At 42.5% G+C, this 13,453-nt stretch carries 10 protein-coding genes and 1 tRNA gene; 7 read left to right on the top strand and 4 right to left on the bottom strand.

What is annotated here, in order from left to right:
* The 4 genes from FQ084_RS05225 to mdlC form a co-directional block, all read left to right on the top strand.
* Window positions 1-335 (top strand): TRAP transporter large permease subunit (locus FQ084_RS05225; RefSeq protein ID WP_149489534.1); only part of this gene is annotated, 335 nt, incomplete at its 5' end.
* A gap of 164 nt (window positions 336-499) precedes the next feature.
* Window positions 500-1,954, top strand: a complete 1,455-nt coding sequence (locus tag FQ084_RS05220) for an aldehyde dehydrogenase family protein (RefSeq protein WP_149489533.1) — start codon at window positions 500-502, stop codon at window positions 1,952-1,954.
* A gap of 148 nt (window positions 1,955-2,102) precedes the next feature.
* Window positions 2,103-3,149, top strand: a complete 1,047-nt coding sequence (locus FQ084_RS05215) for a TRAP transporter substrate-binding protein (protein ID WP_149489532.1) — start codon at window positions 2,103-2,105, stop codon at window positions 3,147-3,149.
* A gap of 229 nt (window positions 3,150-3,378) precedes the next feature.
* Entirely contained in the window at window positions 3,379-4,986 is a 1,608-nt protein-coding gene (mdlC, locus tag FQ084_RS05210; protein WP_262880658.1) for a benzoylformate decarboxylase, read from the top strand.
* Between the two features lie 518 nt (window positions 4,987-5,504).
* Here the strand turns inward: mdlC and FQ084_RS05205 are convergent.
* Window positions 5,505-5,705 (bottom strand): hypothetical protein, encoded by a 201-nt coding sequence (locus FQ084_RS05205; protein WP_149489530.1) that lies wholly within the window; start codon window positions 5,703-5,705, stop codon window positions 5,505-5,507.
* 190 nt (window positions 5,706-5,895) lie between these two features.
* Between FQ084_RS05205 and FQ084_RS13310 the strand changes: the two genes are divergently transcribed.
* Both FQ084_RS13310 and FQ084_RS13305 read left to right on the top strand, forming a co-directional pair.
* A complete protein-coding gene (locus FQ084_RS13310) occupies window positions 5,896-6,393 on the top strand; it encodes an ABC transporter ATP-binding protein (RefSeq protein ID WP_223144847.1) in 498 nt (165 codons plus the stop codon).
* Between the two features lie 30 nt (window positions 6,394-6,423).
* On the top strand, window positions 6,424-6,801 hold the full coding sequence (locus tag FQ084_RS13305; protein ID WP_223144846.1) for a hypothetical protein: 378 nt from the start codon (window positions 6,424-6,426) through the stop codon (window positions 6,799-6,801).
* Window positions 6,802-6,906: 105 nt separating this feature from the next.
* Here the strand turns inward: FQ084_RS13305 and FQ084_RS05195 are convergent.
* The 3 genes from FQ084_RS05195 to FQ084_RS05185 form a co-directional block, all read right to left on the bottom strand.
* Window positions 6,907-6,982 (bottom strand) — tRNA-Arg (locus FQ084_RS05195).
* Between the two features lie 71 nt (window positions 6,983-7,053).
* Window positions 7,054-7,905: a hypothetical protein gene (locus FQ084_RS05190; protein ID WP_149489529.1), complete on the bottom strand. Its 852-nt coding sequence runs from the start codon at window positions 7,903-7,905 to the stop codon at window positions 7,054-7,056.
* A 65-nt stretch (window positions 7,906-7,970) separates the two neighbouring features.
* Window positions 7,971-8,519: a hypothetical protein gene (locus tag FQ084_RS05185; protein ID WP_149489528.1), complete on the bottom strand. Its 549-nt coding sequence runs from the start codon at window positions 8,517-8,519 to the stop codon at window positions 7,971-7,973.
* A 435-nt stretch (window positions 8,520-8,954) separates the two neighbouring features.
* Between FQ084_RS05185 and FQ084_RS05180 the strand changes: the two genes are divergently transcribed.
* The gene (locus tag FQ084_RS05180; protein ID WP_316619923.1) at window positions 8,955-13,400 is read left to right on the top strand and encodes an exodeoxyribonuclease V subunit gamma; all 4,446 of its coding nucleotides are present in this window, start codon (window positions 8,955-8,957) and stop codon (window positions 13,398-13,400) included.
* Window positions 13,401-13,453 lie beyond the last annotated feature (53 nt).

Raw genomic sequence — 13,453 nt, 5'->3', positions numbered from 1 at the left:
TGGTGGTACTGATTTGTATTCTAATCATGTACTTTCTGTTAGGGTTATTCATGGATGCCCTAGCGATGCTAGTGATTACGATTCCGGTCGTATTCCCAATCATTGTCGCTTTAGGCTACGATCCAGTCTGGTTCGGTATCATTGCAGTATTAACGGTAGAGCTTGGTTTAATCACGCCACCGATGGGGATGAATATCTTTGTCATTAAGGCGATGGCACCGCATATTAAGCTGTCCGATATGTTCAAGGGAGTGATGCCCTTTATTGTCTCTGACTTGGTTCGTTTGGTCCTTTTAGTAGCCTTTCCGGCGATATCTTTGGTGCTGTTAGGGTAGTGTCTGTCAGACAGTTAATAACGCGCTTTATTACAAGTCACATCGTTAAAATGTACCGTATTGTTCATGATGTTGCGTATTGTTATATGCAACATCAAGTAAAAGAAGTTTTATAAGAAAATAGCAGTACCCCTCAGGTAAATATTTTTTGACAAGGAATTGATATGTCTAATTACACAAATTTACATCATCACTACATAGCAGGCGAATGGCGTGATGGTAAATCGAGTCACAACATCGTAACAAGTAATCCCTTCACTGGTAAAGAGATTGCTACTTTCAAAGCTGCCAGCCTAGATGATATTAATGAGTCTTATGAGGCACTAGAGCTAGCACAACAAGACTGGTGTCAGACCAACCCTTATGCTGTGAGCCAGATTGTTGAGCAAGCGGCAAAAGTAATGAGTAATCGCCGAAACGAGTTGGTTGACTTACTGGTGCGTGAGTCTGGTTCTACCGTGATGAAAGCCAATATCGAGATTGATGCCTGTATTGGGGTTATTAAAGTGGCCGCCGAGTACCCGTTTTTATTAGAAACTACGGTTGCACGCTCAGCCATTCCTAATAAATTTAACCACATCATTCGTAAGCCAGTAGGTGTGGTAACGGTTATTGGCCCCTTTAATTTCCCAATGTTTTTAGCTATGCGATCGGTAGTTACGGCCTTGGCAAGTGGCAACACCGTGTTATTAAAGCCTGCCTCTACCACACCCATTACTGGCGGTATCTTGCTAGCCAAAATCTTCGAAGAGGCAGGCTTGCCCGCAGGTATATTGACAGTGGTTGTGCCCAAAACCTCTGAGATTGGCGATGCGCTATATACACACCCGATTCCTCGTGTGATTTCGTTCACTGGTTCTACTGAAGTTGGTCAGCGCATAGGAGAGATGACTGGTCGTGAGATCAAGCGTTCGATTTTAGAGCTTGGTGGCAATAATGCCTTTGTAGTGCTTGACGATGCCGATATTGATTATGCGGCACGTTCTGCAGTCTTTGGTCGGTTCTTACACAGTGGTCAGATTTGTATGTCAGTGAACCGTGTCATTGTTCATGAGTCTATCTTTGATGCGTTTGCCGCAAAGTTTGTAGAATATACAAAAGGCCTAAACGTTGGAGACCCATCAAGACCTGATGTTTTAGTGGGGCCTTTGATTGATGAGCGTGAAGCTGTGAGGGTAGAGCAGGCCGTACACCAAGCAGTGCAAGAAGGTGCTGAGATACTTCTTGAAGGCAAGCGTGACGGTGCGGTCGTTTATCCATACGTCCTAAAAGGCAGTAATGACGTTTATTCTGCACGTACAGAAATGTTTGGTCCTGTGGTTACATTGATTTCACACAAAGGTGATGCTGATGCCTTACGCTTAGCAAACGACACTGATGCTGGATTGAGCGGTGCTGTGCATTCTGCAGATATCTCCCGAGCACAAAGGTTTGCGGCAGGATGGCGGACAGGTATGGTTCATATTAATGACCAAAGTGTCAACGATGAGCCGCGCGTTGCCTTTGGTGGTGAAAAAGCATCAGGGGTAGGCCGCTTCGGTCGTCACATTACCTTCGATGAGTTCACGACTTATCAATGGGTATCGGTACAAATTGAACAGCGTCCATATCCTGTCTAGTGTGTTTAAATAAGTGATTATCAATATAAGAATGTAGGCATTAAGGTTCTTATTACCATTCATTCAGGCATATGAGAGTGGCATAGATTGGAAGCTATGCCCATTTATCTATCATAATAATTATCTATCATTAAAAAAGGAATTCAGGATGAGTAAAACCTTTTCAATCAGCTTAATGTTGGCCGCTCTAGTGGGTATGACAGCTTGTTCACAATCAGATGACAGCGCCATTCAAAGTACTCAAGAAGTCACGACTCTACGTTTTTCACATTTTTGGCCAGCCACCTCGACCACAAATACAGAAATATTTGAATACTGGGCAAAAAAAGTAGAGGAGGACTCTAAAGGCAGAATTAAAATTGAGATATTCCCTTCTGCAACACTCAGCAAACCAAATGCAACTTATGATGCGGTGGCTAATGGTATGGTCGATATTGGGTCTACGCTTCAAGGTTATACCAATGGCCGCTTCCCATTAACACAGATTTCTGAATTACCAGGGCTGTCAAACTCAGCAACTCAACTTAACTGTATGCTGCATACCTTATACGACGATGGGGTGATTTCGAGTGAATACGAGGATACCCATGTTTTATTTATGATGGGGACTGGTCCTGGTGGTTTCCACACGGTTAATAAGCCGATTCGTACACCGGACGATCTAAGAGGCATGCGTATTCGAGGTCCCTCAGCTATCACAGGAAATATTATTGAAGCTGCCGGTGGCACACCTGTTGGATTACCCGTGACTGACCTTTATACATCTCTTCAACGCGGTGTGTTGGACGGTACAAGCTTACCTTGGGATGCGATGGGTTCGTTTAAGCTGACAGAAATAACAAATACCCATACAAACATACCTTTCTATAGCTCGCCGATCATAGTAACTATGAATAAGGATAAATATGAAAGTCTGCCTGATGATTTGAAAAAAGTAATCGATGATAATTCAGGTAAAGCTATGGCTGAGGTTGCTGGCAAGGTATTTGATGAAGATGATGCAAGGTATATGGCAGAAGCAAAAGCCAAAGGCGATACAATCATAGATATCTCAAATCCATTAAAGAATCCTGATTGGAAAAAGCCTTTAGAAGAGGGTACACAAAAATACCTGCAAGATATCGCAAAGCTTGGATTGGACTCTCAAACCGCTTATCAAAAAACTAAAGAAGCCAGCGCAGCATGTCAATCCTAATAGCTATTTAACTTTTCTCATAGGTAGTGCGCTTAGTGAGATAGTAGCTTCAATAAAAAGCTCATTCTTTATATTTTTGATATGGAGAGTGAGTTATGTCATGCCAATTATTCAAATGTACTATGCAAACAAATAAAAAAGTCAGCTCGTTTCCAGTTCTTACTTTTAACATAAGCCGTTTTGTTGCTTTAACTTCTGCAAGAAATATTTACTGATAAGGATGTCGTCTATGTCTCATATTAATCGTACCAATACCGTACAACAAGTGACGTTTCGCCTGATGCGTGAACTTAATATGACTAAGGTATTTGGTAATCCCGGTTCTACTGAGCTTAATTTTTTAAATAATTTCCCTGAAGATTTTGAATATGTGTTAGCTCTACAAGAATCATCCGCTGTGGCTATGGCAGATGGCTATGCTCAAGCGTCTGGTAATGCTGCTTTCGTTAATTTGCATTCAGCAGTAGGTGTCGGTCATGCTTTAGGAAACATATTCACCGCATATCGAAATCATACCCCTTTAGTAATAACTGCAGGCCAACAATCTCGTAGTATATTACCATTCGCACCTTATCTTGGAGCAGATCAAGCAGCAGACTTTCCAAAACCTTATGTTAAATGGAGTATTGAGCCTGCGCGTCCTGAAGATGTGCCATTGGCAATAGCTCAAGCCTATCACATTGCCATGCAGCATCCACGTGGTCCAACTTTTGTGTCTATACCGTGTGATGATTGGGATAAGACAACAGAGATGCCTAACTATTCAAAGATAATTGAAGGTACTACGCCAACTGTAGAGGCTATTAATCAACTATTGGAAACATTACAAAGCAGCCAAAAATTAGCTGTAGTGTTAGGTGCAGATGTGGATAGGCAGGGCGCATTTGACACAGCAGTCAAATTGGCTGAGCGTCTGCAAGCACATGTTTGGGCAGCCCCATATTCTAGTCGAGCTAGCTTTCCGGAAACCCATCCTCAGTTTGCAGGGTTTTTGCCAGCTTTGCCCGAGCAACTTTCAAAAAAACTGTCTGATTATGACGTAATCCTTGTTGTTGGTGCACCTGTATTTACACTGCATATTGCAGGTGAAGTGGCTTTATTTAGTTCTGAAGTTAAAATATATCAAATTACTGATGATCCAAAATATGCGGCATTTTCTTCTGCCACCACAACTTTGTTTGGTTCAATAAATCATAGTCTCAATGCTATGCTTGATAAACTCGCTCCTTTATCCAACTATCAGAATGATGATTTTGCTATACCGCTGCGTTCTGCTGCTCCAAAAATAACCGGAATGACACCTATTCCAGTAGAATATGCTATTGACCTGCTAGCGCATGCAAGACCATTTGATTCAGTAATAGTAGAAGAGGCACCTTCTCATCGATCTGCCATCCAACGTTTTTTACCTATCACGAGACCTAATAGCTTTTTTACTATGTCAAGTGGGGGTCTTGGGTATGCTTTACCTGCATCAGTCGGAGTGGCTTTAGCTACTGATAAACGCGCTATATGTCTGATTGGTGATGGTTCGTCTATGTATTCAATCCAAGCAATTTGGACAGCAGCTCAGTTAAATTTGCCCGTGACTTTCATAATTTTAAATAATTTTGGGTATGGAGCAATGCATTCCTTTGGTAAGATTATGAAAAGTCAGTCTGTACCAGGTCTCGACTTGCCCAATATCGATTTTGTACAGTTAGCTGATAGTATGGGATGTAAAGGTGCTCGTATAAAGGAACATGAAAAATTACCTGAAGCGATCAACAAAGCGGTTAATACGACTGGCTGTTATCTATTAGAAATAATAGTTGACCCAAATACAGGAGGTGTTTAGCGACTATTTGTAATATTGTAAGTTCCATTTAAGAAGAAAATATAATTTTAGGTTTCATACATATATAGGTATGCATGTGAAGGTTTTTTCTGGAATATTTAAATCAGGTAAATAGATTTAAAATTATTAAGAAATAATAATTCATTAATAAGGGAATAGAAATGAAGAATACGATTCCAGTATTGGGTATCATGGCCTTAAGTTTGAGCGGTCTTGTACAAGCTAATACATATATAGTCAAACCCTGATATTAACAACATCACCTAAGAAAATTAAACTTCATGCCTCAGCACTACATGCTATGTAAATAATACCATGTAGTGCTTTTTGCACCTATCAAGGTAAAGTTAATTTATTAGATGTATAGATATTGTTGATACTTCGAACACCAGAATGTTGAGGTGTTTATTACCTAATAAGTTATATTTTAAATTGATATTTATGTGGTGTTCTAAAAAGTAGGTTGGCTATAAGAGTCAATAAGAAATTCATGCTAAGTTCTCTGATTCTACAAGGCTTTAATATTTATTCAAGTTTTTAATCAGCATGCTTTTTGATGCACCACCCTTTTTCGATGCCATGGTCGCGAGCAATGGGCAAAAACCCTTAGCCACTGATGACTTGGACGGCTGTCCATGTAGAGGGTAGTTGTTTGCTGCTTCAATCAGCATACGAATGGCTCGCTCTTTAATTTCAAGTTTGTAGTTTCGTGCTTTCATCGTCGTGTTCTCTGAGAAAGTTAAGTCTCCGATAATTCAGGGGGCGGTTCACTTTTTTAAGCTTTTTAGCGCACATAAGGTTGTCTAACCTTTATTTTTTCATTGAAGTGTCATATCTGCTAGATACACTGCTGACCTACGCAAGGATAAGCAAGTAAATGGATGATTATAAGCGATTAGGTGAGTGGATATGTTAGAGCTAAGACAGGTTACAAAGAGATATGATGACAAGGTGATTTTCGAGGATCTTTCACTCAAAATTAACAAGGGTGAAATAGTTTCAATCTTAGGGCCATCCGGCTGTGGTAAGACCACTTTATTGCACATGATTTTGGGGTTAACCGACATCAGCGGCGGCCGAATTGCCTATAGTGGCGAAGATATTACCCGCGTCTCTATGAGACAAAGAGACTTTAATATCGTTTTTCAGGATCATGCCTTATTCCCCAATCTTAATGTCAAACAAAACATCGAATACGGTCTGCGCAATAACCCCACTGTCAGTACACAACATGAAGTCGATGAACTGATCGATTTACTCGATATTAAGGAGCACCTAAATAAGCGTATTCATCAGCTATCAGGCGGTCAAAAGCAACGTGTCGCCTTGGCACGTACGCTAGTCATGAAACCCAAAATATTATTGTTAGATGAGCCTTTATCTGCATTAGATGGAGTAATTAAGTAAACCGTCAAAGAGCGCATCCGTGAGATTGCCGTGCGCTATCAGCTGACTACTCTAATTGTCACCCATGACCCAGAAGAGGCGATGACGCTATCTGATTGCACCTTACTGCTATCGGATGGCAAAGTGGCGCAATTCGCTGAACCCGCTGAAATCATACACAATCCTGCCAATGATTTCGTCACCAACTTCATTCTTAATCAGCTCAATATTAAACGTCGCAATATCTTAAGCTTATTTGCCAACGGTATATCTGAAGCTGATCCGCTAAGTAAATACACTCAAACCCTAAACTATGGACAGTATGAGGCTGATATTAGTCCTCGTCATACTGATTCTAAAGCTATCACTGTCCATGATAAGCAAAAGTCAAAAAATACTATGGTTGTATATTATTTAACAACATTGTAGAGGTGCTAGTAGGTAATGACAAGTATTTAATAAAGACTGATAACTAGGCATGATAGGTATTTAAAGGGGTTTAGGTAATGCGAGGTTATGTCTAAATACAATGATTGGTGCGCTTACAGGGACTCGAACCCCGATCGATCGCTTAGGAGGCAACTGCTCTATCCTGTTGAGCTATAAGCGCATAATGGATTGCTATTGTAGAAAAAAGGACTTATAAAAGCAATGAATAATAGTTAGGTAACAGGTTTATATTTACTTACCATTGCTAAGTGCGTCGCCCACATCTACTGAGTGTTCACCTGTTGCTTGTTTAGCGCGTGAAGTTGGTTTGAATAAATCAGCCATATCGTTCTTATAGCCGTCGATATTGTCATAATTATGCTGACTTAATATGTCTTGTCCTGTACTTGAGAGCAAAAAGTTTCTAAAGTTAATAGCGGCAGGGTTTTGCGTCAATACGACACCATCCACTGTTTGAGTATCCTGCAAAGCATAGCTAAATGAGATAAGGCTACGGGTACCAGTATTGTCGCTTTTAGCGTGGGCAGCAACTTCAGCATCAGTCTCATTATTTTCACTAAGACTGCCTTCTACCGTGCCATCTTGAGCGCTAATACTATTCACTTTGCTTTGGTTGCGCTTATCTTGAGCAGCCTTTAGTTGTTCTTGTAATGGTGATAGGCGCTCTTTTGACAGCTTGCTATTAGCAATAATCAAATCGGTATTAATGACATAAGACGCACGCTCATTGTCAGTGCGATGACTGTCTGAAAAATTGCTGTCAGATAGGCTTAGAAGAGCGGTAGAAGAGGTATAGTTTGTCTCTATATGTACATGTGGATAGCGTGATTGAAAGCTATTAATGACGTCACTCAAAGGCGCTTGTAGCTTTTCTTCTGCTTGTATATGCAAAGTGCTTTTGGCGATGGCGTTCTCGTCATCATCCGATGCTGCTGTCGACGAGGATGAGTCATTGTCGATTGCCATGATAGGCAGAGGGTCCATGTTTTTGCGGTTGCTGGTCCATAACCAAGTAAAGATGGCGATAAAAATAATCAACAGCAGTAAAATAAGCCCCGCTAATAGCAGCTTGTAATCTTTCATAGGTTATCGTTCTTTTCTTGGTTAATGTCATCAATGATTTATATAGAGGATGAATGGTAGCAGATTTACTCGTGTTGGTTTAACACTTCGTCCGCCAAATCTGCGAGCATATCAGCAAAAATATCGGTGTCTTTTGCTGTAGCGGCTGTCACGTTTTGCTCGCTACTTTTTTGCTTAATGACGCTATCGTTATTTCCTGGAGCAGCTTGATAGTTTGAAGCGGAAGCGTTCTGATTGTCAATTGCTTTTGACGCTGTCACTTTAGGCCCTGCTGTTTCATGCGCGGCTAATGGTGATTCACCTGTCGTAAGCTTATCTTTTAGCCATTTAAAACCATTTGTCTCCCACCATGCCTCAAAGCGCGGTAACTTGCTACCACGAACCGCCGTCGGTAAATTCAAGGTACGTAGTTTTTGTGCGAGTATAGGGTCACTAATGGCTTGATGGATGCTTAGATAAAGCGAACTGCTGTCATCGGTGTAGGGCTGTCTATTTTGCCATGACCTATCATCGATTTTCATGCGCGGCAATGCCCACAGCTCACCGCGATAGTATACAACATACAAACGTCGTTTAGGATGGACGAAGATGGCATCAATGGGACGCAAAGGCATAGTATTATAGTATCTCGTCAATATAGAAAATGATTAAATAGTTCAGTGTCAACAACGCCAAATAACCAAGTAAAATAACAATACCTGATGTTATAGGTAAATAATATTCTAACCAATACTAACGGTATAACAGCACGACACTGGCTGTCGTAAGGTAATTATGCCACGATGAATAGACTGGCAAATAGCCATTATCAATGGCACACTAATATCCCCTTATTTTATCAATGCTCGAGCTTATGATTGATAAGTCGCCCGCGGTTAGGGGTTGCTGTTATTTCTATAAAGGCTATTTGTTGAGTTACTGCCAGTATGCTAGCAGAAATACAATGCAGTAACGACCTAGAAATATGGATTGGTGAGTACTGTGTGCTGCATTCCTTAATAGCCACCAATATGCACTGTGTATGGAAAAGTTAATGCAAAGACGACGCTATGCTCGTCAGTCATAACTCTCAACGTCACTTTATCATTCACTTTATCATTCACTCTATCAACCCAATCAGACTACTTCTTATGTTTACTATTATTCAATCGCACCGTACCGAACACTTAGTTGAGCAGCTATTGACTGCTTATCAGTCTAAAAATCTGCCTATCTTTGAAGAATTTATTGTTATTGTGCCATCGATGGTATTGGGCGATTGGCTGGACAAATCGATTGCCAGTCAAGCGGGTATTAGCACCTTGGTGACCACCAAGTTTTGGGGGCAATATCAGTGGACCTTGATGCAAAAGGTCTTGGCTGAGCACAATGTCTGGCTTGAGGCCAATCAGCGCGCGCAAGAGATTGTAACGGTGCCTGAGGTTGCGGTATTGACAGGGGCTGTGATGCAATGGCGGCTGTTTGGTTACTTTACCTACTATCAAGCGCAGATTATGGCCGATGATAAGCATCCTTTGTATCCGCTGCTATCGGCGTTACTCGATGAAGAGGCCGATCGTAGTCAGCAAGATGTGCGATTGTGGTCATTAGCGACAGATTTTTCGCGGGTATTTAGCCGTTATTTGACCCATCGTGAGGATTGGCTGACCTTATGGTCTGACAATAAAGCGGTTGATGTCGAGCTGTTGGTTGCTGAAAAAGACAAACTAACCATGGAGTTTGACAAGTATGCTGGTAGCACGCCTGACTGGTTGGTTGCGCATTATACCGAGCTTGAAGTCGCTCAGCGGCACTTATGGCGGTTATTGTTTGCTTCGGTGTATGAGCACCGCGCCTCTATTGAGACGCGCTTTTGGCAAATCATGGCGCAAGATAAGGCTGATAGTGGGGTAGATATACAAACGATACTGCCAACCCAGCTGCATATTTTTACCATTCAACAATTGCCACAGAACGAGCTTAATTTCTTACAGCGCTTATCCACTTACATGGATATCACTTTATTACATTACAATCCGTCGCAACTGTTTTGGGCAGATATCGTTGATAAGCAGTGGCTACAGCGTCAGCAAGTGATTAACCCTGAAAGCGTGTTTCTACGAGATTATGGGCACACGCTATTGTCGCGTTTGGGCAAGCAGTCGCGTGAGACTTTTGCCATGCTGGCAAGCTTATCGGGTAATGAAGACAAAAACGGTTTTAAGCTTGATTGGCAAGATAAGTTTGATGTCGGCTATCAGCCTACAACTGATGCACAAGCCGAGCGTCCGCTCAGTCTACTCGCACACCTGCAACAAGATGTCCTTATGCTAGATGAAAAAGCAACGCAGCAAACGACTGCTGGACGTCTAAGTGCTGCGCTGAGCACGCAAATGCAGAATGATTCAAATGCCGCTTCAAACAATGAAGGCACTATTAATAAGAATAGTCTAAGCAATAGTAATGATTCTAACTCATGGTATAGCGATGATAGCTTAAAAGGCAAGCGCTATGAGCAGCCGCGCCAATGGCAATTATCGCAATATGATAATAGCCTAAGCATTCATTCTTGCCATAATTTGCAGCGTCAGCTTGAAGTGTTACGCGGTATGATTGGACGTTGGTTAAATGAGACAAACGAAGATGGTAGCACGCGTCATCTGTCTGATGTCGTGGTATTACTCCCTGATGTCGATCGTCATCATGAATTGATTAATTCGGTATTTGTTAATGGCGAAGGGCAAGATGGTCTGACGCTACCGGCTAAAGTCACCGGTGTCGTCGATAAGTCGATTCGCCAGTTATGGGAGGCGATACGAGGTTTTTATGGCCTATTAGGGAGCGAGAGCGCTCGCTTTGAAGCGGCTGCAGTTTTTGATTGGTTGATGCTGCCGCCGCTATATGAAAGTCTTGGCTTAACGCATGAGCAGATGAGCCGCGCCTGTGATTTATTAGAGCAAGCAGGATTCGTACGCGGTTTTGATGAGGCGCATTTGCAGCAAACGCTTGACGTGGACGATTATGATTATCGGTTTAGCTTTGCTCATGCGTTAGATAAAGTGGCACTAGGTTTGGTCATGCCCGAGGCGCAGATTAGTGATTGCCTCTATCCTGATAACTGGCAAGACAATGCTTTAGCGGAAAAAACCGTACCTATGTCAGCGATTAGCTTGGCAGATGCCGCGATTATTGAAGCCTTATGCCGCGTCTATAATGGCTTACATCATTGCCGTTACGAGTTTGAAGCCCGTTATAATGCCGAAAAATGGCTCAATAATATTGAGAACCATATCATCCATCCGTATTTTGGCGCCCTTGATCAAACGCGTCCGATGCGCGCCATCTTTAATGCAATGAATGGCTTTAAGAGCAGTTTACGTGCCAATCGTCATTATCAGCGCTACCATAGCGAAAACAACAATCAGCCGCATACGACAGTCGACAACGAAACGCCAGAGAATCTATCAAGCTTATTACAACTTGAAGCCAGCCAAGTAGAATCAAAATTATCGCAAGTCAGCAATCTGCCATTAAAGCTTAGTTTTATGCTCGATAGTATCGAAGACGAGCTAGAGAGCCAACAGGTCAGTGCCGAGCCGACAGGGGTGATTACCTTTGGACGCTTTGGTGCATTGCGTAACGTACCGTTTGGCTTGGTTGTGATGCTCAATATGGATTTGGCTGAGTTCCCCAACCGTGACCGCGACAATCGTTATGATTTGATGAAGTCTGGGCTGGCACGTCGCGGCGATAGGTTTAGCGAAGATGATGATAATGGGGCGTTTTTGGATGCATTATTGTGTGCGCGCAATGCTTGTTGGATCTTTTATAATGGTCAGCGCTTGACCGATGCTCATGAGCACTTGCCTGCTAATCCGGTGAGTGAGTTATTGCAGTTTTTACAAGGTGAAGTGCAATGGCAGTGGGATCCGCTAAAAACTGAGCAGCTTAAGAGCAAATCTTTAACGACTGTTAATGGTGATGAGCAATCGGCGTTGGCAGCGCAAGTGCAGCGTTATCTGCCTAAGCTGATTGAACAGTGGTTAGTGACCCGTCATCCCGCGTTGCCTTTTGCCGAAGAGGTATTTGTGCAATCAGCGGCTGATGCCGTTGGCTCAGATAACCTAACAGCTAGCGAAGAGGATGGGCAAGCATTGATGGACTTGCTTGCCCGCGCTATGCAAAAGGAAAAGCTGTACCAACAAAGTACCAACGCCCCAGCCAAAGTATGGCATGAGGTGTTTGAGCGCTTGCATACTTACGATGACGCCAGCTTGCCAGCCATCAAGGTTAATCTACCTAGTAGCGAGGATTATAGAAATATTGCTCAACGTATTGTTTTAAATAGCGCTTCGTCCCATGCCGCGGTAGCGGGTATAGAAGAGCAGTTTGAGATTAACCAAGTCGATATGCAGTCGCTCTACTACCAAGTTCGTCATCCTGCCAAGCAGTTTTTACGCGAGCAGCAAGTGCATGTGGTTTTACCAGAAGATGAAATGGCACATCAAGAACCTTTGTCATTATCAGGTCTAAGCGCTTATGCCGTGAATACGCAGCTGCTTGATGAATTAAATAAAGAGAGTGATATCGTTACTGATGAGGTAAATGATAAAGCAAGTATCAGTAGCCAGACTAAGAAACCTCTCAGCAAACTACTATACGACCCAGTCATGCCAGCTGGCGTGGCGCGGCAATCAACGCTGCAGTATCAGCAGCTTAAACTGCAACAGCAATGCCAAGAGTTTGCCGACCAGCTATCGTCATTAGGGATAGATGCTCATGGTAGTGCTAGTAATAGTAGAGTCTTACTAACCCCTTGTGCTGAGACCATGACCACGGTTGTGACCCCAGATATAAATCCACAAGGCAAATTACAGATCAAAGGTATGGTGCCCGTTGCTAATCACAATCATAATCCTAGCCTTGATCCTAACCCTGATAAATCACAAAACCAGTCATCTTTAACTGAGCTGTGGTTAAATATTCGGCCCAATAGCGCGCGTACGCAATATTTACTGCATTTTTGGTTGGCGCATGTTTATTGGCAGGTTGCACGCCATACCACTGACGCGCAAGTTGCTGCTAGCGACGGTAGAAGTATTTGGCGCTTCAATAAAGGCAGCGATGAGTATAAAAAGTTTAAAGGTAAAACCACCTTTGAGCTTGCACCTATTGCTTATGATACAGCTTTGGCAGAATTGCTTAAATGGGTAAGGTTTGCACATATGGCTGGCAAGATACCGATGACGGTGCTGCCAGTTCATGCGCTTTCTTACCTTGATAAGCTCAATGAAGCCAAAGCAAAAGATACCGATTATCAGCCGAAGCGTAGTGACTTTGAAAGTTGGTTATGGCCGAGCTTTAACAGCGATGTTATCTATGACACTTGCTCACAGCATGAGCTATGGCAATATATTCTTTATAAACAAGATGTTTTTGCCAAGTTAAAAGACGCCCTGCCAACCTTATCAGCGCCTTTATTTTCGGCAATGGACGAAGCGCTAATAGCCTTATAAAGGCGTTTGGTGCTAAGCATTTCATGACTAATGAATAATAATGATGTTAATCG

The organism is Psychrobacter sp. ANT_WB68 (assembly GCF_008369115.1).
GTDB lineage: Bacteria > Pseudomonadota > Gammaproteobacteria > Pseudomonadales > Moraxellaceae > Psychrobacter.
This window is presented reverse-complemented; position numbering and strand designations above follow the sequence as displayed.

What these genes read in the sequence shown, in the direction of transcription:
- FQ084_RS05220 (WP_149489533.1), top strand. Translation starts at nt 500, where the DNA reads ATGTCTAATTACACAAATTTACATCATCACTACATAGCAGGCGAATGG.
- FQ084_RS05215 (WP_149489532.1), top strand. Translation starts at nt 2,103, where the DNA reads ATGAGTAAAACCTTTTCAATCAGCTTAATGTTGGCCGCTCTAGTGGGT.
- mdlC (WP_262880658.1), top strand. Translation starts at nt 3,379, where the DNA reads ATGTCTCATATTAATCGTACCAATACCGTACAACAAGTGACGTTTCGC.
- FQ084_RS05205 (WP_149489530.1), bottom strand. Translation starts at nt 5,705, where the DNA reads ATGAAAGCACGAAACTACAAACTTGAAATTAAAGAGCGAGCCATTCGT.
- FQ084_RS13310 (WP_223144847.1), top strand. Translation starts at nt 5,896, where the DNA reads ATGTTAGAGCTAAGACAGGTTACAAAGAGATATGATGACAAGGTGATT.
- FQ084_RS05190 (WP_149489529.1), bottom strand. Translation starts at nt 7,905, where the DNA reads ATGAAAGATTACAAGCTGCTATTAGCGGGGCTTATTTTACTGCTGTTG.
- FQ084_RS05185 (WP_149489528.1), bottom strand. Translation starts at nt 8,519, where the DNA reads ATGCCTTTGCGTCCCATTGATGCCATCTTCGTCCATCCTAAACGACGT.
- FQ084_RS05180 (WP_316619923.1), top strand. Translation starts at nt 8,955, where the DNA reads ATGCTCGTCAGTCATAACTCTCAACGTCACTTTATCATTCACTTTATC.